At 63.2% G+C, this 25237-nt stretch carries 20 protein-coding genes, 1 tRNA gene and 1 pseudogene; 15 read left to right on the forward strand and 7 right to left on the reverse strand.

Translation table 11 applies throughout. The annotated features are described in order from the left end of the window. Positions 1–128 precede the first annotated feature (128 nt). Positions 129–1055, forward strand: coding sequence for a carbamate kinase (locus HWX48_RS03965; protein WP_175954836.1), 927 nt, complete (start codon positions 129–131; stop codon positions 1053–1055). A 121-nt stretch (positions 1056–1176) separates the two neighbouring features. Further along, on the forward strand, positions 1177–2013 hold the full coding sequence (locus tag HWX48_RS03970; protein ID WP_175954838.1) for an exodeoxyribonuclease III: 837 nt from the start codon (positions 1177–1179) through the stop codon (positions 2011–2013). A 176-nt stretch (positions 2014–2189) separates the two neighbouring features. Here HWX48_RS03970 and HWX48_RS03975 read toward each other — a convergent pair whose 3' ends face one another. From HWX48_RS03975 to HWX48_RS03985, 3 genes are read right to left on the reverse strand one after another with little or no spacing between them, the layout of a single operon-like run. Then, entirely contained in the window at positions 2190–2594 is a 405-nt protein-coding gene (locus HWX48_RS03975; RefSeq protein ID WP_175954840.1) for a hypothetical protein, read from the reverse strand. Between the two features lie 13 nt (positions 2595–2607). Next, a complete protein-coding gene (locus HWX48_RS03980) occupies positions 2608–3726 on the reverse strand; it encodes a YhjD/YihY/BrkB family envelope integrity protein (protein ID WP_175954842.1) in 1119 nt (372 codons plus the stop codon). 26 nt (positions 3727–3752) lie between these two features. Then, entirely contained in the window at positions 3753–4295 is a 543-nt protein-coding gene (locus HWX48_RS03985; protein ID WP_175954844.1) for a 2'-5' RNA ligase family protein, read from the reverse strand. A gap of 356 nt (positions 4296–4651) precedes the next feature. On the opposite strand from HWX48_RS03985, the gene galK reads away from it, so the two are divergent. The 8 genes and pseudogenes from galK to HWX48_RS04025 all read left to right on the forward strand — a co-directional run bounded on the left by galK (position 4652) and on the right by HWX48_RS04025 (position 15710). Next, the gene (gene galK / locus HWX48_RS03990) at positions 4652–5947 is read left to right on the forward strand and encodes a galactokinase (protein WP_175954845.1); all 1296 of its coding nucleotides are present in this window, start codon (positions 4652–4654) and stop codon (positions 5945–5947) included. Positions 5948–6237: 290 nt separating this feature from the next. Further along, entirely contained in the window at positions 6238–6837 is a 600-nt protein-coding gene (gene pth / locus HWX48_RS03995; RefSeq protein ID WP_175954847.1) for an aminoacyl-tRNA hydrolase, read from the forward strand. Between the two features lie 158 nt (positions 6838–6995). Beyond that, positions 6996–10640, forward strand: a pseudogene (gene mfd / locus HWX48_RS04000) (transcription-repair coupling factor). 201 nt (positions 10641–10841) lie between these two features. Further along, positions 10842–11405: a hypothetical protein gene (locus HWX48_RS04005; RefSeq protein ID WP_175954849.1), complete on the forward strand. Its 564-nt coding sequence runs from the start codon at positions 10842–10844 to the stop codon at positions 11403–11405. A gap of 226 nt (positions 11406–11631) precedes the next feature. After that, positions 11632–12912, forward strand: a complete 1281-nt coding sequence (gene eno / locus HWX48_RS04010; RefSeq protein ID WP_175954852.1) for a phosphopyruvate hydratase — start codon at positions 11632–11634, stop codon at positions 12910–12912. A 222-nt stretch (positions 12913–13134) separates the two neighbouring features. After that, on the forward strand, positions 13135–13941 hold the full coding sequence (locus HWX48_RS04015; RefSeq protein ID WP_175954854.1) for a septum formation initiator family protein: 807 nt from the start codon (positions 13135–13137) through the stop codon (positions 13939–13941). A gap of 72 nt (positions 13942–14013) precedes the next feature. Next, positions 14014–14520 (forward strand): DUF501 domain-containing protein, encoded by a 507-nt coding sequence (locus HWX48_RS04020; protein WP_175954856.1) that lies wholly within the window; start codon positions 14014–14016, stop codon positions 14518–14520. A 230-nt stretch (positions 14521–14750) separates the two neighbouring features. Then, entirely contained in the window at positions 14751–15710 is a 960-nt protein-coding gene (locus HWX48_RS04025; RefSeq protein WP_175954858.1) for an exopolyphosphatase, read from the forward strand. Positions 15711–15801: 91 nt separating this feature from the next. Here the strand turns inward: HWX48_RS04025 and nhaA are convergent, their stop codons facing one another. Beyond that, positions 15802–17418, reverse strand: coding sequence for a Na+/H+ antiporter NhaA (gene nhaA / locus HWX48_RS04030; protein WP_254872948.1), 1617 nt, complete (start codon positions 17416–17418; stop codon positions 15802–15804). Between the two features lie 308 nt (positions 17419–17726). On the opposite strand from nhaA, the gene HWX48_RS04035 reads away from it, so the two are divergent. The 3 genes from HWX48_RS04035 to HWX48_RS04045 all read left to right on the forward strand — a co-directional run bounded on the left by HWX48_RS04035 (position 17727) and on the right by HWX48_RS04045 (position 19890). After that, positions 17727–17803: transfer RNA gene (locus HWX48_RS04035), tRNA-Leu, on the forward strand. Between the two features lie 561 nt (positions 17804–18364). Next, complete coding sequence (locus HWX48_RS04040) at positions 18365–19219, forward strand: Bax inhibitor-1/YccA family protein (protein ID WP_254872949.1); 855 nt, start codon at positions 18365–18367, stop codon at positions 19217–19219. Positions 19220–19491: 272 nt separating this feature from the next. After that, on the forward strand, positions 19492–19890 hold the full coding sequence (locus HWX48_RS04045; protein WP_175954860.1) for an FKBP-type peptidyl-prolyl cis-trans isomerase: 399 nt from the start codon (positions 19492–19494) through the stop codon (positions 19888–19890). Positions 19891–20111: 221 nt separating this feature from the next. Here the strand turns inward: HWX48_RS04045 and msrA are convergent, their stop codons facing one another. After that, positions 20112–20729: a peptide-methionine (S)-S-oxide reductase MsrA gene (gene msrA / locus HWX48_RS04050; RefSeq protein ID WP_175954862.1), complete on the reverse strand. Its 618-nt coding sequence runs from the start codon at positions 20727–20729 to the stop codon at positions 20112–20114. A gap of 197 nt (positions 20730–20926) precedes the next feature. On the opposite strand from msrA, the gene HWX48_RS04055 reads away from it, so the two are divergent. Further along, positions 20927–22576 (forward strand): AI-2E family transporter, encoded by a 1650-nt coding sequence (locus HWX48_RS04055; RefSeq protein WP_175954864.1) that lies wholly within the window; start codon positions 20927–20929, stop codon positions 22574–22576. A gap of 187 nt (positions 22577–22763) precedes the next feature. Here HWX48_RS04055 and greA read toward each other — a convergent pair whose 3' ends face one another. Beyond that, positions 22764–23243, reverse strand: a complete 480-nt coding sequence (gene greA / locus HWX48_RS04060) for a transcription elongation factor GreA (protein WP_175954866.1) — start codon at positions 23241–23243, stop codon at positions 22764–22766. Between the two features lie 175 nt (positions 23244–23418). Continuing rightward, on the reverse strand, positions 23419–24105 hold the full coding sequence (locus HWX48_RS04065) for a hemolysin III family protein (RefSeq protein ID WP_175954868.1): 687 nt from the start codon (positions 24103–24105) through the stop codon (positions 23419–23421). Positions 24106–24439: 334 nt separating this feature from the next. Between HWX48_RS04065 and HWX48_RS04070 the strand changes: the two genes are divergently transcribed. After that, complete coding sequence (locus HWX48_RS04070; protein WP_175954870.1) at positions 24440–25201, forward strand: isoprenyl transferase; 762 nt, start codon at positions 24440–24442, stop codon at positions 25199–25201. The last annotated feature ends 36 nt before the right edge of the window (positions 25202–25237 follow it).

Here is a 25237-nt window from a genome sequence, read left to right on the forward strand (position 1 = left end):
CCTTGAGGCGGCTCACAGCCCGATGCAGGGCGCCGGGAGTGTCGGCGCCCTGCATTCACTTTTCATTCGTTCAAACGGGACCGTCACCGCTGGCCTGAGGGCTGGCCGACACGTGGAGGACACAGGACATGCGAATCGTGGCAGCCCTGGGAGGTAACGCCCTGCTGCAGCGCGGGCAATCATCAGACCACGCGCCACAGGTTGAGAACGCGCGGATCGCCGCCGAACAGCTGGCCCATATTGCGCGCCAGCACGACCTGGTGGTCACGCACGGCAATGGGCCGCAGGTGGGCGTGCTGGCGGCGGAATCCTCCGCTGACCCGCGCCTGAGTGAGCCCTACCCCTTCGATACCCTCGTCGCTCAGACCCAGGGCATGATTGGCCACTGGCTGGTGCAGGGCCTGCAAGAAGCTCTGCCGCATCGCAACGTTGTGGCCTTGGCTGGGCGCACGGAGGTACGTGCTGACGATCCGGCTTTTAATGCGCCAACGAAGTTCATTGGGGAGGTGCTCAGTCCAGAGGAAGCCCGCGCGCTCGCACAGGAGAAGGGCTGGGTGTTCGCCGCTGACGGACCCTTCATGCGCCGCGTGGTGCCCTCACCCACGCCGTACGCCATTGTGGAAGCACCAGCGATTCGTATGCTCGTCAATGGTGGTTTTGTGGTGGTGTGCTCGGGAGGGGGAGGTATTCCCGTGGTCCGTGATGAGCGTGGCCTGATGATGGGGGTGGAGGCCGTGGTGGATAAGGACCTCAGTGCCGCCCTGTTGGCGCGCGAGCTGGAGGCGGACATGCTCATTATTGTTACCGACGTTGATGGCGTGTATCGCGACTATGGGACTGAGGCGGCCACTCGCGTGGAGCGGGCGACGCCTGAGCAGTTGCGTGCGTTGGCGCTGCCTGCGGGGTCAATGGGTCCCAAGGTGGAGGCGGCCTGCGCTTTCGTGGAGGCGACGGGCAAGCGTGCGGTCATTGGCTCCCTCCACGAGGTGACCGCGCTGGTGGAGGGGCGGGGCGGGACCCTTGTGCTGCCTGCGGGCGAGGACGGCGCCGCATAGCCTCGTCATTTCTGAACAATCCCTGACCCTCCCCTGTATTTTTCCGCGAGTGGTCAGTTCTATGCGTCCACTCGCGTGCACTGGGGGAGGAAAAGCGGGGCAGTGCCGTTAGGATGAGGCAATGACTTCAACCGCATCCATCACCACCGTCAACCTCAACGGCATCCGCGCCGCCGCGAAGAAGGGCCTCTACGAATGGCTCGAACGCGAGGCCCCCGCCGTTGTCCTCATGCAGGAAGTGCGCGCCCCCGAAGACGTCGCCGCCGAACTCATGGGCGAGGACTGGGACGTCATCACCGTCCCCTGCCGCATTAAAGGCCGCGCAGGTGTTGCCATCGCCGCACACAAGGAGCGCGCCACCATTGACCGCGACTCCCTACGCACCATCCTTGACGAGGAAGAAAGCGACGCTGACTCTGGCCGCTGGGTCGAAGCCAACGTCCACTTCGTCGGCGGAGGCGTTATCCGCGTGATTTCGGCCTACTTCCACTCCGGCGAAAAAGACACCCCCAAGCAGGAAGCCAAGATGGCCCACCTTCCCCGCATCGGCGCCCGCCTGGCTCAGCTGCAGGCCGAGGCCGCCGCAGGTGGCCCCCAGGTCGTTGTCGGCGGCGACTACAACGTGGTGCGCTCCGAGAAGGACATTAAGAACTGGAAGCCCAACCACAATAAGCGCTCTGGCGTTCTTGACGAGGAGATCGTCTTCCTCGACCGGTGGGTGAGCGAGGGCTGGCACGACGTCATGCGCGACCTCGCCGGCGACGTACAGGGTCCCTACACCTGGTGGTCCTGGCGCGGCCAAGCCTTCGACAATAACGCTGGCTGGCGTATCGACTACCACTACGCCACCCCCGCTCTAGCTGCCGCCGCACAAGCCTTCCGCATTGACCGCCCCGACAGCTACGATCAGCGTTTCTCCGACCACGCGCCCCTGACCATTGACTACGCCCTGAGCTAAACCCCAAGGCCGCTCGCTCCGGCGGGCGTGATGGCCATGCAATCTGGCGGCACGCACCCCCAGATGCCCCTCAACCCCACCTGAAGACTGAACTCGGGAACGCAATGCCCTCGCGAGGATCACCTCGCGAGGGCATTGCCGTTCAGACAGTAAGCGCATGCACGCCACTACGGGCACTACGCTGAAGGCGCCTGACCCTCAAAATTCGCGTCCTGCTCCTTCACGCCCGCGCGCTCCTGGCGCTGAACGTCGGTGAGCTCCTCCAACGAGGCATCCCCATCGGAGGCGTGCTCACCTGCAGTATCGCTCTGAGGAGTAGTGCCCGCCTGAGCGGTATGCGCCTCGTTCACCGTCGCTTTATCCTCAGGCTCTCCTTCCGCGCGCGCCAGCTCACGCGTGGCGGAGGAAGCAGCGGCGTCGGCCACGTGAACCCCACTGCCTGCCGGAAGGTCAGGGACGGCCGAAACGGCGGCGGCGCGCACCTCGTCGGACGAAAGATTATCGACCGCCCCGGCCTCCTGCCGGGCGCGCGCCTGCTCGCGCTGGGCGATCTCCGAAGGGCCAAACAGCCACGAGCGCAAGGTCCGCAGCTTCCTATCGAAGAACGGCAGGGAGAGGGCGGGAGGAGGAGGAATCGGGCGGCGCCAAATCGCCAGTAATCATGTGGCGCGGCCACTCCAACGTGGTCGGCACCGACATCGTCACGTAATTCGGACGCTCCTCGAAACGCATATGCTCAGGGTCGCTGATCGGCAGTGCGCGCGGCGGATTCGCAATCCACGCCGCCACCATCAACGTCACGCGCATCTGCAGGTTAATCCACAGCACCAAGGTCACCAGTGTTGTTGCCGTGGTCAGCAGCGGCCCCGACACCGACGACACCACGCTCGTTCCCGCCAGACGCAACAGCGTTGAGGCCGAGGCCATGAGCACTAAACCCCACAAAAGATCCTTCTTCGGCGGGCGGATACCAGCCACGACCTGCAAAAGGATGAACCCCACCCCCATGTACATAATGAAGGGGACAATGAGGGAGGCAAGCCACACCAGGCTCCCCGTCAACGGGGTTGGCTCAATGGACAGCACACCAAAGAGCCACTCGCGGGCTACATCGACCACCAGGCCCACACCCACACCCACCAGGAGGGTCAGAGCTAGGCTCACCGCGCCCACGAGGTTACGCAGGTAGAACTTCACAATATGCTCAGGCAGAACCACCAGGCCAAAAACCGTGCGCAGCGAGCGGCCAAGACGCCCCACCAGACCAATGCCCGTCCACGCCATCACAAGGAAGGCCACGATCGACGTCGGCGTCCACGCTGAGGAGGACACCAGCTCATCGGGGTCGACAATGCCGGGGGAAGACGGGGTATCAATCAGCCCAGGGAAGTTTGAGGCGATTGCCTCAAGGGTGGCCGTGCGAATCTCATCGTAGGTGCCCAGCACCGCCATGAAGATCGTCCAGGCGACCGTCATTGCGGCGGTGAGGGAGATCAAAATGGTCAGAGCCAAACCGGAGGCAATAAGGTCCCCATCAACACCGAAATAGCGCTCAAGGGTGCGCGCCAGGCGGGTGGTGGGCCACCACTGGAGGAGCTTTTGGAGCTTCCCACCAAAGGTGGGGGCGCCAAGGGCCTGGCGGAACGAGGGCGCAACCAGATGCGAGGCAGTAGCCGGTGGGGATTGAACTGCGGGGGTGGCGGGAGTGTCCAAAGGGCGCTCCTTCACGGTAGGGGTGGTCAGTTGACCTCGAAATCAAAGAGGGCCATCGACGAGTAGTGGCCCGTGGCATCAACACGATCAAGGCGGAAACCGGGCACCTTCCAGGATGCTTCAAAATCCGTGGTGGCGTCTAGTGCAGCATCGAGGGAAGCGTCATCAAGACCGTGAGCCAAAGTCACATGCGGGTGGTAGGGGAAACGCAGATCGACATCGAGGATGCCACTGCGAATATCCTCAGCAAGCTCTATGCATTCCTGCGCGCCGCCCTCAACCTTGACGAAGGCAACGGGTGAGACTGGTCGAAAGGAATCAGAACCACGCAAAGTAATCGTGAAAGCTCGATGGCGTTGGGCAATGCTGGACAGGTGGTGGATGAGGGCCTCGCGGTCACTCGTATTCACCGCCGTTGGCGGTAGGAGCGTGATGTGAGCGGGTACCCGGTTAGCCTGGTCGTCTCCTAAAGAACGGCGCAAATCCGTCAGCTGCGTCACCCAGGGTTCAGGGATCGCAATGATGATGCCGATCCACTCCTGCCCGTCGGCAAGGGGAGGAAGATACATAGCGCCCTTTTCTGACTGGTTTCCGCAGACTGCTCTCAGCGAGTGCGCAGGCGGACACGACGAACCGTTAACTTTATGAGTGTACAAAGTGAGGCCCCTTGTCGGAGCCGATTTGCTGAGTTTAACAGCAAGAAAGCCTGCGCAGACGTGTGAATACGGGCAATAAATGCCCTAAACTTGACCTGGAGTGAGCGAATTCGCAGATTAGAGGCATTTTGTTATCACATGACCCTGTGGAGATACTCTCATTACAGGCTGCACATGGAGTAAACGCTGACCCTGCAGATCGCCCCCTTTGTGACAACAAAAGCTCACTAACACCCGAAGCAGAGCGACATCAAAGAAGTGTGGTGACCATGACGAACACCCCCGACATCATCTGGACCCCCGCAGCCTCCACCGAAGACGGCGCACGCAACGCCCGCGAACTCTTCACCCGCATCTTCGGCGGCGAGGCCGAAGGCGTATGGCGAGCCCCCGGACGCGTCAACATCATCGGCGAACACGTCGACTACAACGGCGGCCCCTGCCTTCCCATCGCCCTGCCCCACGCCGCCTACGTCGCCGTCCGCCCCCGACCAGACCGACGCGTACGCCTCGTATCCCCCCAAACCGTGGATGCCGTCGACGAACTCGACCTCGACACCGTCGGCCCCGTCGGCAGCGCAGGCGCCGTCAAAGGCTGGGCCGCCTACCTCATTGGCGTCGCCTGGGCACTCGAACAAGCAGGATACGGGCCGCTGGCAGGCTTCGACATCGCCCTGTGGTCCTGCGTGCCACTGGGAGCGGGCCTGTCCTCCTCAGCAGCACTTGAATGCTCCACCGCCGTCGCCCTCGACGACCTAGCCGGGCTGGGCCTGGCGGGCAGCGTCGACGCCCCCAATAAGGAAGGACGAGGTATCCTCGTCGCCGCCTCACGCCGCGCAGAAAACGAGATTGCGGGCGCCAACACCGGCGGCCTCGACCAGAGCGCCTCCATGCACTGCACACGCGGGCACGCCCTCGTCCTCGACTCGCGCGACATGAGCGTGCGCCAAACCCCCTTCGACATTGCCGCCAGCGGATGCGAACTGCTCGTCATAGACACTCGCGCTCCCCATCAGCTGGTGGACGGCCAGTACGGGCAGCGCCGCGCCGACTGCGAGGCAGCCGCCACGCTGCTGGGCGTGGACCTGCTGGTCGACGTGGAGGACTATGAGGCGGCCATGGCGACCCTGGCCGGAGAAGGCGCTGAATCGGGAGAGGCCGAGGAGGCAGAGCGCGCACGCCTGCAGGCCCGCACCCGCCACGTCCTCTCCGAGATCGCCCGCACCAAAGCCTTCATTGAGATCCTCGAATCTGCGCCGCTGCTCAGTGAGGAGAAGTTGCAGGTGCTGGGCGGTCTGATGAACGACTCCCACGATTCGCTGCGCGATGACTACGAGGTCACCGTCCCCGAGCTGGACGTGGCCGTGGATGTTGCGCGCGCTCGCGGCGCCTATGGTGCGCGCATGACGGGTGGTGGTTTTGGCGGCAGCGTCATCGCGCTGGTGAAGATCGGTCAGGGCGAGGAGATCGCCCAGGCTGTTACGGCCGCTTTTGCTGATCATGGGTTCGCGCAACCGCATGTCTTCGTGGCAACCCCGGCTGATGGGGCTGGCCGCGTGGAGTGATTGTCTGACGCTTGCTGTTTAGAGCGCAGCAGGGCAGTTGGAGGAGTGGGGTTCCCAAGTGGAGCCCCACTCCTTATTTCTGTGTTCCCTCCTCCCCTCCCTGGGAATTCTCCGCGAGTGGTCGCATAGAAGTGACCACTCGCGGTGAATTCCCAGCCTGAAGTGACCACTCGCGGGAAATTTTCAGGTGCAAGTGACCACTCGCGGGAAATGTTCAAGTGTGGTGAGGGGCAAAGATCACAAGGTGGGCGATTGTGCCCGCACCTGGGAGCAATGGGACAATCAGGCTTATGACTTCGCAGCCGTGGCTCATCGTTGGACTGGGCAATCCTGGAGAGCAATACGCACACACCCGCCACAATGTCGGACACCAGGTCATTGACGTGCTGGCCCGCCGCGCCGGAACCAGCCTGGTGCGCCATCGTAGTCGCACTCACATGGCTGATATTCGGCTGGGCGTGCTCCCCGGAGGCATTCCCGGACCGCGCGTTATCATCGCCAAATCCGACAGCTACATGAACGTCTCGGGCGGCCCCGTCTCCGCCCTCGCTAAATTCCTGGGTGTGGGCGCCGACCAACTCCTCGTCATCCACGATGAGCTCGACCTGCCGCCGCACCAGATGCGCCTCAAGCTCGGGGGCGGAGAAGGCGGCCATAACGGCCTCAAGTCTCTCTCTCAGCATTTCGGCACGAAGGACTATCACCGCCTGCGCATGGGTATTGGCCGCCCGCCGGGCCGCCAGGATGCCGCCGACTTCGTCCTCGCCACCCTGCCCGTCAAAGAGCGCCCCGAATGGGACGTGTTTTACGAGGAAGCCGCCGACGTCGTTGAAGAGGTCGTGACCTTGGGCTTTACTGACGCCCAGCAGCGCCTCCACTCCCGATCCTAAGCTCTTTTTCCGCGAGTGGTCGCGTAGAACCGACCACTCGCGTTATCAGGGTTTATTCAGCTTTGTGGTCGTGGTGAGACCACGACGAACAATACCGAGTTTCAAGCACCACTGACACCCACTGCCCGCCAGCGGCCAGCCACGAAAGGATCCCCCACATGAAGATCACCGGCCTGGCCCCCCTCCTCGCCACCGACCCCGCCTTCAGCGAAGCCCTGTCCTCCATGCAGGCCCGCCACGACGGCACCCTCGTCGCGCCCTCCGGCATCCGCCCCGCCCTCGCAGGGGCCCTCGCCAACAGGGCACTTTCACCGTCTACCTCACCGCCACCGGACGCGACGCCCACATCGCCGCCGAAGCCCTGCGCGCCTGGACCGACAACGTCGCCCTCTTCCCCGCCTGGGAAACCCTGCCCCACGAGCGCCTCTCACCCCAAGTGGACACCATGGCCACGCGCATCGCCGTGCTGCGCCGCCTCGCCCACCCCACCCCGGCGACCCCACGCAGGCCCCATCAACGTCCTCGTCGTACCCGTCCGCGCCCTCCTCCAACCCATCATCACCGGCCTGGGCGAGCTCGAACCCGTGCGTGTGCGCCCACGCGACATCGTCGACCTGCCCGGCCTCGTCACCCGCCTGACCGCCCTGGGCTACCAGCGCGTCGACATGGTCGAATCTCGCGGCCAAATCTCCCACAGGGGCGGCATCCTCGACGTCTTCCCCCCGCAAGAAGCCCACCCCCTACGCATCGAACTCTGGGGCGACGAGGTCGACGAAATCCGCGCCTTCTCCGTCCAGGATCAGCGCACCCTCGGCGCGGCACCCGACGGCCTGTGGGCGCCAGCCTGCCGCGAGCTCCTTCTCACCCGCGAGGTCCGCGCCCGCGCCGCCCAAGCCTCCAGTCAACTGCCCGGAGCTGCGGAAATCCTTGCGCTTGCCTCCGAGGGGATCGCCGCGCCTGGCCTTGAATCCCTCGCGCCAATCCTCGTTGACGGCATGGACTCCCTGGCCGACCTCCTGCCGGCCAACACCGTCTTCCTCATGTCCGACCCTGAACGCGTGCGCGCCCGCGCCGCCGACCTGGTCGCCACCACCGATGAATTCCTCACCGCCGCCTGGTCGGTGGCTGCAGGTGGGGGCGACGTGCCCCTTGAGGCCGGCAGCGCCTCCTTCCTCGAACTTGACGACATCTGGGGTGGGGGAGTGGCCCCCACCGCCGAGCGCGCATGGTGGGAGCTCACCGACCTGCCGCCGGCCGCCCTCGCTGAGGTCAGTGGGGACAGTGACGAGGTCGCCGCCCTTGCCGCCGCCAGCGTTGAGGACGACGTCCTCGCCTCCTCCGGTGCCCTCCTGGCCCGCGAGGCCCACGCCGCCATCGCCTCGCCCACCCTCATGGCCGTCGGCGCACGCGACGTACGCCCCTACCGCGGCGACTTCGCCAAAGCCTCCGCTGATCTTGCCGACCTTGCCCGGGCGCGCTGGCGCATCCTCGTCACCTCCGAAGGGCCCGGCCCCGCCCGCCGTATCGCCAGCATCCTGGGCGAGGCCGGGGTGGGCGCTCGCCTCGTTGATGACCTGACCGACGCCCCCGAAGAAGGCCTCGTCTACGTCACCTCCGCAGGCGCGGGCAAGGGTTTTGTCGCTGCTGACCTTAAACTCGCGGTCCTCACCGAATCTGACCTCAGTGGTCGCGTCGGAGCGACCACCCGCGACATGCGGCGCATGCCCTCCAGGCGCCGCAAGGGCGTTGACCCGCTGACCTTGCAGCCAGGCGACTACATCGTCCACGACCAACACGGCATCGGGCGCTTCATTGAGATGGTTTCGCGTACGGTGGGCCGTGGGGACGGGGCGGTCACGCGCGACTACCTCGTCATTGAGTACGCGCCCTCCAAACGAGGCCAGCCCGGCGACCGCCTCTTCGTGCCCACCGACTCCCTCGACCAGATCTCGAAGTACACGGGCTCAGACCAGCCTGCCCTGACGAAGATGGGCGGAGCCGAATGGGCCAAAGCCAAAGCGAAGGCCAAGAAGGCTGTTAACGAGGTCGCCAAGGAACTCATCCGCCTCTACGCCGCGCGCCAATCCACGCGCGGGCACGCCTTCGCGCCCGACACGCCTTGGCAGCGCGAACTCGAGGACGCCTTCCCCTACGTTGAAACCCCCGACCAGCTCGTCACCATTGACGAGGTCAAGGCCGACATGGAAAAGTCCGTCCCCATGGATCGCCTGCTCACCGGCGACGTCGGCTACGGCAAGACGGAGATCGCTGTGCGCGCCGCCTTTAAGGCCATCCAGGATGGCAAGCAGGTAGCCGTCCTCGTGCCCACCACGCTGCTCGTCCAACAGCATGTCGAGACCTTCACCGAACGCTATGCGGGTTTCCCCGTGACGATTGGCTCCCTCTCGCGCTTCACCACCGCCAAAGAAGCCGAAGAAATCAAGGAAGGCTTGACTTCGGGGCGGATTGATCTGGTGATCGGCACGCACTCCCTGCTGACGGGCACCGTGCGTTTCAAGGACCTTGGCCTGGTCATTATTGACGAGGAACAGCGCTTTGGCGTGGAGCATAAGGAGACGCTTAAGGCCATGCGCACGGACGTGGACGTGCTGTCCATGTCGGCAACGCCCATCCCACGCACCCTGGAAATGGCGGTGTCGGGCATCCGAGAAATGTCGATCCTGCAGACCCCGCCCGAGGAACGCCAGCCGGTGTTGACCTTCGTTGGCAGTTACACGGACGCTCAGGTGAGTGCTGCGATCCGCCGCGAGCTGCTGCGTGACGGGCAGGTGTTCTTCGTTCATAACCGGGTGGAGAGCATCAATAAGGTGGCCGCGCACATTCAAGAACTCGTGCCTGAGGCGCGCGTGCGCGTCGCCCACGGCAAGCTCTCCGAGCAGCAGCTTGAGCGGGTCATTGTCGATTTTTGGAACCACGACTTTGACGTGCTCGTGTGTACGACGATTGTTGAAACCGGTCTGGATATTTCCAATGCGAATACGCTGATCGTGGATCGCGCTGATGCTTTCGGCCTGTCGCAGCTCCACCAGTTGCGTGGCCGCGTGGGGCGAGGCCGTGAACGCGCCTACGCCTACTTCTTCTACCCTGCGGATAAGACGCTGACCGAGACAGCGCATGAGCGTCTCAAGACTATTGCGATCCACTCAGACCTGGGCTCGGGTTTGGCTGTGGCGCAAAAGGACCTGGAGATTCGCGGTGCCGGAAACCTGCTGGGTGGCGCGCAGTCAGGGCACATCGAGGGCGTGGGCTTTGATATGTATGTGCGTATGGTCGCTGACGCTGTGGCTGCCTTCAAGGGGGAAAAGCCCGCTGAGAAGGCTGAGGTCAAGATGGATCTGGCGGTGGATGCCCACATTCCGGTGGATTATGTGGTTTCTGAGCGCCTTCGTCTGGAGGTTTACGCCAAGATCGCGGCCTGCTTCACGCCCGAACACGAGGCCGATGTGCGTGAAGAACTGGCCGACCGCTACGGGCCGCTGCCTCGCGAGGTGGAGCTGCTCTTCGCTGTGGCACGCATGCGCGAGATGCTGCGAGGGGCGGGGATTGCCGAGGTTGCCACACAGGGCAAGTATGTGCGGGTTGCTCCCGTTGAGCTGGCGGACTCTCAGGTGATGAGGCTCAAGCGCCTGCACCCAGGTGCGGTGATTAAGGCTGCGGTCCGCCAGGTGCTTGTGCCCCTGCCGTTGACTGCTCGTATTGGTGGCGAGCCCGTTACCGACGAGGCTTTGTTGGAGTGGGTGGAGAATCTGGTGATGAAGATTCTCGTGCCTTTTAGTAGTTGAGCTGGGGATTTTCCACTGCTTTGCTTCCGCATCTTCTCTTCACATCCTGATCTTTTTTCGCGAGTGGTCGCTTCGAAGCGACCACTCGCGAAAAAAGAGGAAGCAGGATGGGAGCCCTCGTGAAAAACTCGTGTGTGAAAAGTAGTGGGAGACCGCTAAAATAGGTGATGGCCCACCAAGGGCCCCTACGAGAGGACAACAGTGCATCTCAATCGCAAGGCACGTATCGCCACATGGACTGCCGGACTCGCCGCACTCTTCACCCTGAGCGCCTGCGCCGGAAACCCTGGAATCGCCTTGAGCGTCGGCGATACGGTCTACAGCAACGACGACATCGCAGAAGGCGTTGCTCAGATCAGTGAAATGGCCGGACATCCCGTGGATCCCCCCCTCCTCGTCAACTCCATGTCCCGCGCAGCCATCATCACCGAACTTGCTAAGCAAAACGGCATCACCGTAGCCGACTCCGAGGTCGTCGAGTTTCTCAAAGGACAGGTCGAAAAGGGAGAGTTCGTGACTGTCCCCGAAGGTGAACTGGCGACCGTGACCCGCGACTACCTGCGCCTGCAGATGGTCTCCGATAAGCTCGGCGCCGTCATCACTGACCCCGCTCAGGCTGAGGCCGCCAACGAGCTGTACGCTGACCTCCTCCAAAACACCCCTATTGAGGTCAACCCCCGCTACGGCGCCTTCGACTTGGGCCTCAACCTCGTTCCCCTCACCTTCGGTGACGTTGTCGGCCCCCACGCCAGCGGCGCCCACTAGTTTTCTGAAGGTGCGACAGCCCCCTCAGAACAGAGTGTGACGCACCCCTCCCGCCAGAGGAGCGTTTCCTCCCCGCGGATGGGACCATCGTCGCCCTCGCCCTTCAAAACGGCCCGACCTTTGGGCCGCACAGACTTCGTACCCCCACCCCGGGGGTGCTGAAACCCCGCCACCGGGGCTACGGTGGAACCTGACTGCCCACGCAGACGATCGATTGGAGAATGACGTGGCAAGGATTGAGGCTATCGGAGCACGCGAGATCCTGGACTCCCGCGGTAACCCCACCGTTGAGGTTGAGGTTCTGCTTGAGGACGGCACCGTTTCGCGCGCTGCTGTTCCCTCCGGTGCATCCACCGGCGCTTTCGAAGCTGTTGAGCGCCGCGACGGCGACAAGGACCGCTACCTCGGCAAGGGCGTTCAGGACGCCGTTGACGCCGTAATCGAGGTCATCGCCCCCGAACTCATCGACGAGGACGCCGCCGACCAGCGCCAGATCGACGAGGCTATGATTGCCCTCGACGGCACCGACAACAAGGGCAAGCTCGGCGCCAACGCCATCCTCGGCGTCTCCCTCGCCGTGGCCAAGGCCGCCGCTGAATCCGCAGGCCTGCCCCTCTACCGCTACATCGGCGGCCCGAACGCACACGTTCTGCCCGTCCCGATGATGAACATCCTCAATGGTGGCTCCCACGCCGACACCAACGTTGACATCCAGGAATTCATGATCGCCCCCATCGGCGCTCCCACCTTCCGCGATGCCCTCCGCTGGGGTGCTGAGGTCTACCACACCCTCAAGTCCGTCATCAAGGAACGCGGCCTCTCCACCGGCCTGGGCGACGAGGGCGGCTTCGCCCCCAACCTCGACTCCAACGCCGCTGCTCTCGACCTCATCATCGAGGCCATTGAGCGCGCAGGCTACAAGCCGGGCGCCGACGTGGCTTTGGCTCTGGATGTCGCCTCCACCGAGTTCTTCAAGGACGGCCTCTACCAGTTCGAAGGCGAAGGCCGCCCCACCGACTACATGGTGTCCTACTACGAGAAGCTCATCTCCGACTACCCCCTCGTCTCCATCGAAGACCCGCTCTCCGAGGACGAATGGGATGCCTGGAAGGCCCTCACCGCTCAGATCGGCGGCCGCTGCCAGCTCGTCGGCGACGACCTCTTCGTCACCAACCCCGAGCGTCTGCGCAAGGGCATCGACATGGGTGCCGCTAACGCTCTGCTCGTGAAGGTCAACCAGATCGGCTCCCTGACCGAGACCCTGGACGCCATTGAGCTCGCACACCGCTGCGGCTACCGCTCCATGACCTCGCACCGCTCCGGCGAAACCGAGGACACCACGATTGCCGATCTCGCCGTTGCCACCAACTCTGGCCAGATCAAGACCGGCGCTCCCGCTCGTTCCGAGCGCGTCGCCAAGTACAACCAGCTGCTGCGCATCGAAGAAGAACTCGGCGATGCAGCTGTCTACGCTGGCCGCGACGCTTTCCCCCGCTTCTCCGCCTGAGCCTTCGTCTCTGTCGGATAAGCGAGCGGATAACCGTTTCGCGCCTGCCCTTCGCTGAAGGGTAAAGACGACGGTGGGGGCGCGTACTTCCTCGGAGGTACGCGCCCCCACCTTTTTCACGCCCTGAATAACCCTCCGCGAGTGGTCGCTTAGAAGCGACCACTCGCGGAAATACACAGGAAGACACCAGGTCCTTCCCAGCCTGCGGAAGCCCGTCCTGCTGTGGCAAAGGCGGCAGACTCCGTCTTCCCCGCGCGCCGCAGATGCGCCCACCCCCTACGGCAGGGCACCATAAGAACATGGAACACACACCCCGCCCCAAGAGGCCCCACAGCCCCGCCGCAGAGGCTACCGCTCCACCACCTCCCCTCGGCCCGCCGCAGCCGCCGAGGCCCCAGCGCCAAGCCCGCCGACAGCGCGGCTCACTCCACACCGCGAGAAACCCCGGCAGCGCGCCTCCTCACCGCCCCAACGAGCGACGCCCTCCCTGAACTCCTCGCGCGCGGAGCCTCGCCAATCAGCCACCCCACCCCCCCCCGGCACACCCGCCCCAAAGAACGCTCACGTCAACGCACGCGCACGCGAGAAACCCAAGCCGCCGCGCCCCCTCACAGCGTCAATATCGGCGGCGTCGAGATCTCCCTGAAGTTCATGTTCATTGTCATCATCGGAGCTCTGCTGGCGGTAATGCTCATGCCTTCCCTCTACCAGTGGTGGCGCCAGGAACAGGACTACCGTGACATTCAAGCTCGCGTCGAGGCCGCGCGCGAACGGAATGAGGAGATTCAACGAGAACTCGAACTGTGGAATACCCCCGAGTTCATTGCCTCCCAGGCGCGCGAACGTCTAGGGTATGTCATGCCCGGAGAGACGCAATACTCCGTCGTCGATCCAGGCCCGGGATACCAGGATCAGGCTGCTGTGGCCGCCGCCGCTCCGCGCGGCCCCGCCCGCCCATGGGTGCATATGTTCGCCCTGCTCACCAGCGAGGCAGACGCCCCCACCGAGCCGCAGTCCGCAGTACCCTAAGCTGGCCCTCCCGCCCCTGCCGTCCGCTGATTGGCGTAGTGCTGATCGCCTATCTCACTGAGAGGAACCGCCATGAGCGCTCACTTTGACGCCGCTACCGACGAGGACCTGGAGGTTCTGCGCGAACAACTCGATCGTGTCCCTCGTGGCGTCGTTGGCATCGGCGCGCGCTGCTTGTGCGGTCGGCCCACTGTCGTTGTCACCGCGCCTCGTCTGGAGAACGGCGAGCCCTTCCCCACGACCTTCTACCTGACCAGCCCGCCGATCGTGCACGGCTGCTCGGTACTTGAGGCTGAGAAGGTCATGGAGGAACTCAACGCTTGGCTGGCCGAGGACGAGGACGCCGCCGCCGCGCACGCTCGCGCTCACGATGCTTACATCGCCCTGCGTGACGAGTTGGGCGAAGTTCCTGAGATCGCCGGCATTTCCGCCGGTGGGATGCCGACCCGCGTGAAGTGCCTGCACGCTCTGGTGGGCCACGCGCTTGTGGCTGGCCGGGGAGTGAATGTGGTGGGCGATCGCGCGCTTGACATGATGGCTGAGCGGGGACTGTGGAGCGCTGAACGCTGCTCGTGCTGAATGATCTTTGCTGAAGGATGGGGCAGGTGAATCGTGGATTTACCTGCCCCATTCCTGTGTGTTCACCGCGAGTGGTCGCTTCGAAGCGACCACTCGCGGTGCCGGAAGCGCCAAACGAGGCCACGGCGTCGCCCTCGTTGGCCCGAATCCGAGCGGAGCACACAGGGACGGGGGAAAGCTCACAGGTCACCTTGAGTGAGTGGGCGGCCCAGGTGTGGAAGGATTGGCGGGTGACTCGAGTAGCAGCAATAGATTGTGGAACAAACTCCATCCGCCTTCTTGTGGCCGAAACCGACCCAGAAACCGGCCACCTCTCCGACCTGACCCGGCAGATGCGCATCGTGCGCCTGGGGCAAGGCGTCGACAAAACCGGCCTCTTGGACCCGGCAGCGATCGAGCGCACCCTCGAGGCCACCCGCGAATACCGCGAGATGATCGGCCGACTGGGCGCGGAGCGTATCCGCTTCGTCGCAACCTCCGCCAGCCGTGATGCCGCAAACCGTGACGTGTTCGTTGACGGAGTGCGCCAGATCCTCGGGATTGAACCAGAGGTAATTCCCGGTAGCGAGGAAGCCTCACTGTCTTTCACGGGGGCGTGCCGTTCTGTGCCTACCGAGGCCGCCCGCCCCATGCTGGTTGTTGACATTGGCGGTGGATCCTCTGAGCTGGTGCTGGGGGACGCCTCAGTGATGCAGTCAATCTCGATCAACATGGGGTCGGTGCGCGTGACGGAAAAGTTCCTCGCCCACTGTGACCCTGCTGCCGGGATCGATGCCGCTGCCCGTGAGGCGGCGTGCGCGTGGATTGACGCTCAGCTTGACGAGGCTGAGGCCGCAGTTGACCTGCGGGCTGTCGGCACCCTTGTGGGGGTGGCGGGTACGGTGACAACCGTGACGGCGCAAGCCCTGGGGTTGGAGATGTACCAGCCTGAGCGGATTGATGGTGCGGCGTTGAGCGCCGAGGAGCATCAGGCGGCGATTGATTTCATGGTGGATCAGCCGATTGCCGTCAAGGCAGCTTTAGGGTTCATGCCTACGGGCCGTGAAGACGTGATCGCGGCGGGCGCGCTGATTTGGGAGAGGATCATCCGCCGTGTTGCTGCTCGCATTGGCGAGGATGGGCGCGAACTGGGCAAGATCGTGACTTCAGAGCACGACATTCTTGATGGGATTGCTATGTCTTTGCTCTGAGCTTCCTTCCTCCTGAGTGTTGACCGCGAGTGGTCGCTATGCGACCACTCGCGGTATTTTTCAGGAAGCAGGGGTTGCATGCAGGGAACTGTCAGACAGATGTGACCACTCGCGGTGTTTTCTCAGGAAGAGGGGCATCCTCAGGAGGGGGGCAACGCGTAGGAAAAGCACAGACAGATGTGACCACTCGCGCTAAATCCACCTCGCCTCCCAGACCCAACCCGCCCTCGCCAAGCGCGAGCCTCCACCAAACCCGCCCAGCGGGAACCACACGGGGCGGCCCACCGCAGTGAGCCGCCCCCGCAGGACGCATCCGCTTACTTCGCCGACGAGGCGCCACGCGCCCGCACTCGCGTGCGACGATGAAGCGCAATAGCACCCAGAAGCGCTGACGAGAAGGTACCAGGATGACGCCGAAGGACGCGTGGAAGGTTTCGACCTCGTCACCCTTGAAAGCCAAACCAGCGATCAGCATCGCAACGGTGAAACCAATACCCGCCAGCAACGCGATCGCCGCAACATCGGGCAGGTCAACACCATTACCCAGGCGCAGCTTCGTGAAGCGCACCAAGACCGCCACAGAGCCCCAAATGCCCAGCAGCTTACCCAGGGGCAGGGCCAGTGCGATTGCAAAGGTCACGGGATCAGTCAAGGCGCCTGCGAGACCGCCCTCGGCACCCAGAACAGGCACGCCAGCGGCGAAGAAGGCAAAGATCGGCAGAGCCAAGCCAGCCGACCACGGGCCCACTTTCTCAACGAAAGCGTGGGTCATCTGATGGCCGTGAGCATCGCGGCGAGCCGGAACCACCAGGCCCAGAGCGACTCCCGCGATCGTGGCATGGACGCCGGAATTAAACATCAGACCCCAGGCGATGATGCCCAGAGGGATCAGGAGCCATGGGGAGGTCACATTGCGGTTGATCAGCACAGCAAAGATAGCGACGGTCAGCAGCGAGCCTGCCAGAGCAATGAAGTTCAGGGTGCCCGAGTAGAACACTGCGATCACGATAATCGCCAGCAGGTCATCAACCACCGCCAAGGTCAGCAAGAAAGTGCGGGCGGCCGGGGGAAGGCCGCGGCCGAAGATCCCCAGCAGCGCCACCGCGAAGGCAATATCCGTTGCGGTGGGGACCGCCCAGCCGTGGTAGGCGTGGGTGGAGGTGACGCTCTGGATAATGACGTACACCAGCGCGGGTCCGACCATACCGAAAGCGGCGGCGATCATTGGCAGCGCGGCCTCGCGCATGTCGCGCAATGCGCCGGTGACGAACTCGGTCTTGAGTTCCAGGCCAACGACGAAGAAGAACAGGGTGAGGATGCCATCAGCGGCCCACGCGTGCACCGACAGGTTCAAACCCAAGGATTCGGGGCCAAAGTGGAGGTGGGCGAGGTGCTGGTAGGCGTCGTTGAGGGGGGTGTTCGCAATGACGAGGGCGGCGACGGCCACGCCAATGAGCAGCAGGCCAGCTTTCGTCTCGTTTGCGAGGAAGCGCGTGACCGAGCGGCGCAGGTGCAGAATCGGGTGGGCCTGCGCGCCTGCACCCAGGGCCGCAGTTCGGCGGGTAGGCGTTGCGGAGGACAGGGCGATGGGGCGCTGGATGCCTCGCTGGCCGGGCAGGTTGTAAACCGATCGGCGAATAACGCCCTGGCCGCGGTGGGAGATGCGGTTTTTGGCGGGCGAGCGGGGGGTGCGCTCTGCAGTGTTCATGGTGGGCAGGATCCTTCGCCTGTTGTCGATGCCGCGAGTGGTCGGTTCGATGCGACCACTCGTGAGAAGAACGGAGTAAACCAGGTTCTATTTTAGGGGAAATGCTTGACGAGGACGGAGGCGGATAGTCCTTTTCGGGAAGAGTCACAGTGTGGCGTCCAACGGGGGTTTCCTCCGTCGGTGAACGCGAGTGGTCGCTTCGAAGCGACCACTCGCGGAAATAGAGTGAGGGCAGGCGCGAGGCGGGGGTGCGGCTGTGGTGGGTGAATCGGGTAGTATGGCACGCAGGCAAACGCGGCTTTGCCCCGGCCCCCATGGCCCAATTGGCAGAGGCAACCGACTTAAAATCGGTGTGTTGTCGGTTCGAGTCCGACTGGGGGTACCACGATTACCGTTCACGCTCAAGAGAGAAACCCTCGGCGAAGCGTACTCTCCCGTTGGCTAAGACGCTCTGGAAACCTTTTCCCATGCTGGTGTGGATTCTGCTTGCGCTCACCATCGCCCCCCACCCGCATCTGAGACCTCACCTGGCAGCTGCGCAGCCGCAGGAGCAGTGCGCTCTCTTCCCTCAGGAAGCGAGGGCGTCGGCCTCGCCAAACGAGGCCGTAGCGCCCCTTCCACGGTGCGCAAAAAGAAAGGAGCGGCGGCGCCCTCGTCAAACAATAGGAGCGCCTCACGTCAACCATGACGTGTTGTCCCCGTGAAGATGCGTCACCCCGTGAAGAGGGAGTGCGACGCTTACCCAGCACGAGTGGCGTGCGCCGCATTCCCCTGATTTCACCCCGAATGCATGTGAAAAAGGTGGAATCAGGTGGCAGCCCGCGCCTAAACATGGGACATTTACTTGTAGAGCTGGGCGCCAGACCGCGCCCGCTGCCTGAATAATCTGGCCCAACGAAGCTGGAGGGACAATGTCCAACCCCGTTCTTAACCGCATGCAGGACCAGTGGAACGCCACCACTCCTGCCGGCTACCCGACCATGCCCGGCTACGAGGTCGGCCAAGGATCGCAGACCCTGCCCCCGCCCGCAAGCCCCCTCCTCCGAGCAGCGCGTACAACCCCGCTGACATCGAAGCCATGGAGCACGCCTACACGGGCGCTCCGGCAGACGCTGTTGACCGCGGCCAAATGACCTACGACGACGTCATTATCAAGACCGCGATCTCCCTGGGCGCCGTGATTCTTGGCGCCGCGCTGGGCTGGTTCCTCTTCGCACTCAACCCCGCTTTTGGCCTTGCGGCGATGGCTGTTGGCTTCCTCGGTGGTTTCGTGCTGGCGATGGTGAACATCTTCTCGCGCACCATCCGCCCCGCCCTCGTCCTCGCTTACGCCCTGGTGGAAGGCTTGGCTTTGGGCGCACTGTCGGCCGTGATGGAACTGGCCTACCCGGGCGTGGTCATCCAGGCTCTGCTGGCAACCGCAGCTGTGTTCACCGTGACCCTTGTGCTCTTCAGCTCCGGTAAGGTGCGTAACTCGCCTAAGCTTATGCGCTTCATGCTCATTGGCATGGTTGGTCTGATTGTCTACCGCCTGCTGAACATGGTGCTCGTGTGGACCGGAGTCCTGTCAACCAGCGTTGACAATATGCGCATCATGGGTATTCCCTTGGGTCTTGCAGTGGGTGTCTTTGCTGTCATCCTCGGCGCGATCTCCCTCATCGGTGACTTCGATCAGATTCAGCAGGGCGTGCGTGCGGGCGCTCCGGCGAAGTTCGCTTGGGCCTGCGCGTTTGGTCTGATGGTGACCATTATCTGGATGTACACCGAGATGCTGCGTCTGCTGGCAATCTTGCGAGACTGATTTTTTGTGTGAATACGCGAGTGGTCGCTTCGAAGCGACCACTCGCGTATTTGTGTCTTTAGGGCGGCTGAGAGAGGGGAAAAGGTCGAGGGGGAGCGGAGCGTGAGGGGACGAGGCAGAGGCGTGGTCCTAGTGCGCGAAGGCCGAGGCCGAGCGTGCTCCTACAGCATGTGGGACTGCCCTCGTTCGGCAGTGGCGGGCACTGTAGTCTTAAAGAGGTAAAGGGCCCTCCCCGGGGTGCCCATTCAACGCTGACTGATGAAGGAGTGACGATGGAGAACATCACTGTCACTGGCGATTTTGGCCGTAAGCCCTCCCTGGAGTTCACGGGCGCTGAACCCAGCCCCGAACTGCTTGTTGAGGTCCTGCGCGAAGGCGATGGGCCTGAGGTTGAGCCCGGCGATCAGATCCAGTGCCACTACCTGGGCCAGGTGTGGAATGGAAACGTCTTTGACAATTCCTACGATCGCGGCCAGGCCCTGGCTTTCCAGATTGGCGTCGGCATGGTCATCCGTGGCTGGGATGACGGCCTGGTAGGCCAGAAGGTGGGCTCACGCGTGCTTCTGTCCATCCCCTCCGAATATGGCTACGGTGACTTTGGCGTGCCGCAGGCGGGCATTGCTGGGGGCGACACTCTGGTGTTCGTCACCGATATCCTCGGCGTGCGCTGATTTTCTTGACGTGGGCGGACGTTCACTGCGGGCGCTGGAAGCTGAGCTGTCTGCCGACAGTTGATGCCGCCGCCGTGAGGGCGGTGGAGGCTGCCTACTGATTGCAGAAGAAAACGACAGGCGGGGTGCTGACCAACACGGTCAGCACCCCGCCTGTTCATTCGCCCGGGCTCCCCTTTTTTCGCGAGTGGTCGGTTCGATGCGACCACTCGCGGAAAACGTCAGGAAGTTTTCATGACAGGGCAGGCGACGCCGGTACGAGAATGACACTGGTACCCGTCAGGATTCTTGAACAGGTAGCCCTGGTGGTAGTCCTCAGCCTCCCAGAAGGTCACGCCCTCAGCGCCAGCGACGGCTGTCGTAATGGGTGGGAAACCCTCCTGAGCGAGACGATCCTGGTAAGCGGACAGGGTGGCGGCGGCAACCTCGTACTGCGTGGGCGTCGTGGTCCAAATGGCGCTGCGATACTGCGGGCCAATGTCATTGCCCTGACGGTCCCCCTGCGTGGGATCGTGGATTTCAAAGAAGAGGGCGATGAGGTCGGCGGCGCTGGTGCGGGCAGTGTCGAAGACGACGCGCACGGTCTCAGCGTGACCGGTGGTCTTCGTGCAGACCTCGCGGTAGGTGGGGGAGGGGGCGTGCCCGCCCATGTAGCCAGTTGCGGTGGTGACGACGCCGGGCGCACTCCAGAAGATCTTCTCAACGCCCCAGAAGCAGCCAGCCGCAAAGAAGATCACTTCCTCGCCCTCCTTGGGCTCAGCGTCAATGGGGGCGCCGAGGACGACGTGCAAACGCGGGTCGGCGGGGCGGGGCTGAAGAACATTATGGAGGTCAAACACGGGCTGCTCCTTAAACGTCGGATTACTGACGAGGCTAAATGTGCTGGTAGCGAACACTGGAGAATAGTTTGCTACTTCCTGAGTGTTTTCGCGAGTGGTCGCATAGAACCGACCACTCGCGAAAACAGGACAACAGGAGGACGCAGAGACGGGGTGCAGGCTGTACCCTTCAAAGCAGGACCTTTCATGGAGGTGACATGGAGAAGAAAAACTCCCGCCGGACACTCAATCCCGTCGCGGCACTGCGCGCACTGAGAAACCTCGCCCCCGCACAACTTGCCCTGCCCACCGAAACGCCCGACACAGGCGTCATACACTTCCGTGAAGGCGAAGGCCTCCGCCCTAAAGCGCACGCCGAGGCCGCCGTCCCCTGGGCCCTGCGAGTATCGGCTGCGGTTTCATGGCGCATGATCGTTGTCGCAGTTGCCGCAGCCGGCCTCACCTGGCTGGCCATGCAACTGTCCATGATCATCATGCCCGTTGCCGTCGCCCTCCTCATCGCCGTCCTGCTTGACCCGCTCGTCGCATGGTTCCACCGCAGGCTCCACATCGGGCGCACCACCTCCGCCGCACTCGGCCTGATCCTGTCGGTCCTCTTTGTTGTCCTCGTCCTGTCTCAAGCCCTCAGCGGCATCATCAAACAGGTGCCGACGCTCCTGTCAGAAGCGAATGACGGCCTGCAACGCTTCACCCAATGGCTCACCACCAACCCCTTCGGCATCGACATGTCAGGGGCAGAGCAAACCATCCAAATGCTTCAAACAGAAGTGACCTCCTGGCTGCAACGCAACTCGACGACACTCGCGTCGGGCGCTCTCTCGGTGACCACCTCAGTCCTGTCCATCGCAGCATCCACCCTGATCATGGTGTTTTGCCTGTTCTTCTTCCTTAAAGACGGGCGCACCATCTGGCTGTGGATTGTTCGCCTCCTGCCCGCCCCCGCCCGTGAACCTCTCCACGAATCAGCCATTCGCGGCTGGGTCACTCTTGGCGGATACGTTCGCACGCAGATCAAAGTCGCAGCTATCGACGCAGTTGGTATCGGTATTGGAGCTTTTCTCCTGGGTGTCCCGATGGCGCTGCCGATCACCGTCGTGGTCTTCTTCGGCTCCTTCATCCCCATCGTGGGTGCCATGACGTCGGGAGCGATTGCCGTGTTCGTCGCCATCGTTGACCAGGGGCCCACAGCAGGCTTGATTATGATGGCCATCATTTTGGGCGTCCAACAGTTTGAGGGCAACGTCCTCCAGCCCTGGCTGATGTCCTCGGCAGTATCCCTGCACCCCCTGGCCGTCCTGCTGGTTGTCGCCGGTGCTGGCTCGGTGGCGGGCATCCCCGGTGCGCTCTTTGGCGTGCCCATCGCCGCGTTCTTGAACTCCACCTTCCTTTACCTGCACGGCTACGATCCGATTCCCTCCCTGCGCACCGATAGGGACCGCCCGGGCGGACCCCCAGGCATGCTCAACGAGATGATTATTGCCACCTACTCCGACAAGGGGTCAGCCTTTGTGGAGGAAGACCTCGAACTCGCGAAGAATGCCCCGGAAGGGACTGGGACACCGGCCGGAAGCACGCCCGCAAGCGGGGCTGGCACTGCGGGAACCTCGTCAAAGACCACGACCGCTCACGAGGCCACCGCTGCGGCTCAGCGCGGCGCGGGAGCCCCCTCCCGGGAGACGCCCAAGGAAGGCGCGTACTTGGCTACGGGGGGAGCAGGAGGCGCAGGGAAAGCCGCAGTGCCCCAAGAGGCAACACCTCCGGGGAAGGAGGATGGGGCGGCGCCCTCGTCAGAGAGGCGTGAGAACCCGCCACCTTCCAAGAAGGACTCTTCTTCAGGATCCCACTAGGAACCCCCCGGAATTCCTGCCCGGTTGCCGAGGGACCTTCTGAGGAGCAGCGGCTGGAATGGTGGACGCCCGCGAGCGGCTCTAGTGGGAGCACTCGCGGGCGTCAACTGTACGATCACACGCGCCGGTCGCGTCACGCCGCACCCTCTTCGGGGGCTCGGCCTAAGGGCGCGCGCAGCAGGGGCTTTCAGCCGGCGAAGGGCGTGGCCTCAAGGATCTTGACCTCAATCTCACGGCCGTTGGGGGCCTCGTAAGAGAGGACGTCGCCGGGACGGTGGCCAATCACTGCCGCACCCAGGGGCGCGTCGGCGGAGAACACCTGAATGCCCAGGTCGCCGCCAGCTTCGCGCGATCCCAGGAGGAACTTCTGCTCGCGGCCAGCAACGAGGGCAGTGACAACCATGCCGGGTTCGACGATGCCGTCGTCAGCGGGGGTGGCACCAACCTCAGCGTTGGCGAGCATTTCTTGGAGGGCCTTGATGCGCGTCTCATTCATGGACTGCTCGTTGCGGGCAGCGTGGTAGCCGCCGTTCTCCTTGAGGTCTCCCTCTTGGCGGGCGGCGTCAATGAGCTTGGCAATGTGGGGGCGCTTGGCGTCAATACGTTCTTCAAGCTCCGACTTAAGAGCGTCGTACTGGGCTTGAGTGAGCCACTGAGTGTCAGACATGGTGTCCTCCGAAAAAGATTTGAGCCGGCACCACGAAGGGCCGGCGGCGTTTCCTTGAATAGCATAGCAACCCATCTGTTTTTCGCGAGTGGTCGGTTCTATGCGACCACTCGCGAAAAATAATGAGGATTATGAAATAGCAAGGAAGGAAAGAAGGAGAAAGGAAAGGAACGGGTCAGGAAGCGTTGAGTACCGCCAGATACACGGCCACACACTGGCACGCCCACGCTAAAACCGTGAACAGGTGGAAAAGCTCATGGAAACCAAACCATGTGGGAGAAGGATTTGGCCGCTTCAAGGCGTAAAAGACAGCGCCGATCGTATAGAGCACGCCACCGGCAGCGACCAGCAGCACAATCGCCGGGCCGCCAGCCACCCACAGCTGCGGAAGATACGCGATGGCCACCCAGCCCAGGGCAATGTAAATAATGGTGATCAGCCATCGAGGAGCATGCGGCCAAAAGAGGCTCAAGATGACGCCGGCAGCAGCGCCAATCCACACGATCAACAAAATGACCTTTTGATCCCATGGGGACAGCAGCGCGACGCACAAAGGAGTGTAGGTGCCCGCAATAAGGAGGAAAATATTGGAGTGGTCCAGGCGTCGCCAGAATTTCTCCCATCGGGGCTCCCAGTAGAAGCGGTGGTAAAGCGCTGAAATACCAAAGAGGACGAGGGAGGCAGCCAGGTAGACGGCTGAGGCCCACTTCGTTGCCGTCGTCGGGGCGAGGACGAGGAGGACAATGGAGGCCGCCAGCGAGAGCGGCGCAGCAATGAGGTGAAGCCATCCGCGCAGGTGAGGCTTGATAGCCACAAGCTGGTCGGGGACCCACTGGGTGGGGCGTATGGATGCAATCTTCACCGTAGTCTCCTCGGTAGGCGAATTAGGACGCTCTTTACAGGGTAGGCCACCGGGGGACTTCAGTCCTGGCAAGATGCATTGCTTTTCCCTCACATCTTTGTCTTGCCTCGCACTCCTTGTCCTTCACTCCTGCCCCTGCTCTTTCCTTCCCAATCATCGCGAGTGGTCGCTTCTATGCGACCACTCGCGAAAAGATGGGCAACAGGCAGAGGATGAAACAGACATCGCGCCACTCTCGAAGTAGCCTTATCTTCTGAGGCGCCGTGCCGCGCCGCCCTCGTTCAACAACAACGCCTGCGCGCCTGCGCACCCAAGGAACCACGGAGGAGACGACATGGGACAGTGGAACCTCTTGTACGACCTCTACGAGCGTCGTATTCGCGCCGACCTTGACTCCTCGGCTATCCCCCGACATGTCGGCGTCATCCTTGACGGCAACCGCCGCTGGGCGAAATCCATCGGCACAACGGCCTCCCACGGCCACCGCGCGGGAGCCGGGAAGATCTCTGAATTCCTCCAATGGGCTGACGAGGTCGGCGTCGAAATCGTCACCCTGTGGATGCTGTCCACCGACAATCTTGGCCGCGACGAGGGCGAGCTCAACGAACTTTTGCGTATTATCGCCGACGCGGTCGCTTCCCTAGCAGCCACTGAACGCTGGCGCTTGAGCGTGGTCGGCGACCTTGAGCTGCTGCCGGGTGAGATTGCCGAGGAAATCCGACGCCACGTGGATTCAACCGCCACAGTGTCGGGGATGACGGTCAACATTGCAGTGTCCTACGGCGGGCGTCATGAGATCGCTTCTGCGGTGCGCTCTTTGATGAAAGAGGCGGCCGCGCAGGGCCGTACCCTCGAAGACCTGGCGGAGACACTCACCGACGAGGACATCACCGACCACCTGTACACCAAGGGTCAACCCGACCCTGACCTGGTGATTCGCACCTCCGGTGAACAGCGCCTGTCCGGTTTTATGCTGTGGCAGTCGGTGCATTCTGAGTTCTACTTCTGCGAGGCCTACTGGCCCGATTTCCGTCGCGTGGATTTCCTGCGTGCGTTGCGTTCATACGCGCAGCGGGAGCGCCGCCTGGGCAGGTAGTCCCTGGCGCCAACCCGGCAGTAATTCCGGCGGAGA

It is taken from the genome of Schaalia sp. Marseille-Q2122, assembly GCF_903645355.1.
Taxonomy (GTDB): Bacteria; Actinomycetota; Actinomycetes; order Actinomycetales; family Actinomycetaceae; genus Pauljensenia.

Coding starts and splice junctions, on each gene's coding strand:
- HWX48_RS04055 (WP_175954864.1), top strand. CDS start 20,927: ATGGAGAAGAAAAACTCCCGCCGGACACTCAATCCCGTCGCGGCACTG.
- HWX48_RS03985 (WP_175954844.1), bottom strand. CDS start 4,295: ATGTATCTTCCTCCCCTTGCCGACGGGCAGGAGTGGATCGGCATCATC.
- HWX48_RS03965 (WP_175954836.1), top strand. CDS start 129: ATGCGAATCGTGGCAGCCCTGGGAGGTAACGCCCTGCTGCAGCGCGGG.
- HWX48_RS04020 (WP_175954856.1), top strand. CDS start 14,014: ATGAGCGCTCACTTTGACGCCGCTACCGACGAGGACCTGGAGGTTCTG.
- pth (WP_175954847.1), top strand. CDS start 6,238: ATGACTTCGCAGCCGTGGCTCATCGTTGGACTGGGCAATCCTGGAGAG.
- galK (WP_175954845.1), top strand. CDS start 4,652: ATGACGAACACCCCCGACATCATCTGGACCCCCGCAGCCTCCACCGAA.
- HWX48_RS03970 (WP_175954838.1), top strand. CDS start 1,177: ATGACTTCAACCGCATCCATCACCACCGTCAACCTCAACGGCATCCGC.
- nhaA (WP_254872948.1), bottom strand. CDS start 17,418: ATGAACACTGCAGAGCGCACCCCCCGCTCGCCCGCCAAAAACCGCATC.
- HWX48_RS04070 (WP_175954870.1), top strand. CDS start 24,440: ATGGGACAGTGGAACCTCTTGTACGACCTCTACGAGCGTCGTATTCGC.
- HWX48_RS04045 (WP_175954860.1), top strand. CDS start 19,492: ATGGAGAACATCACTGTCACTGGCGATTTTGGCCGTAAGCCCTCCCTG.
- greA (WP_175954866.1), bottom strand. CDS start 23,243: ATGTCTGACACTCAGTGGCTCACTCAAGCCCAGTACGACGCTCTTAAG.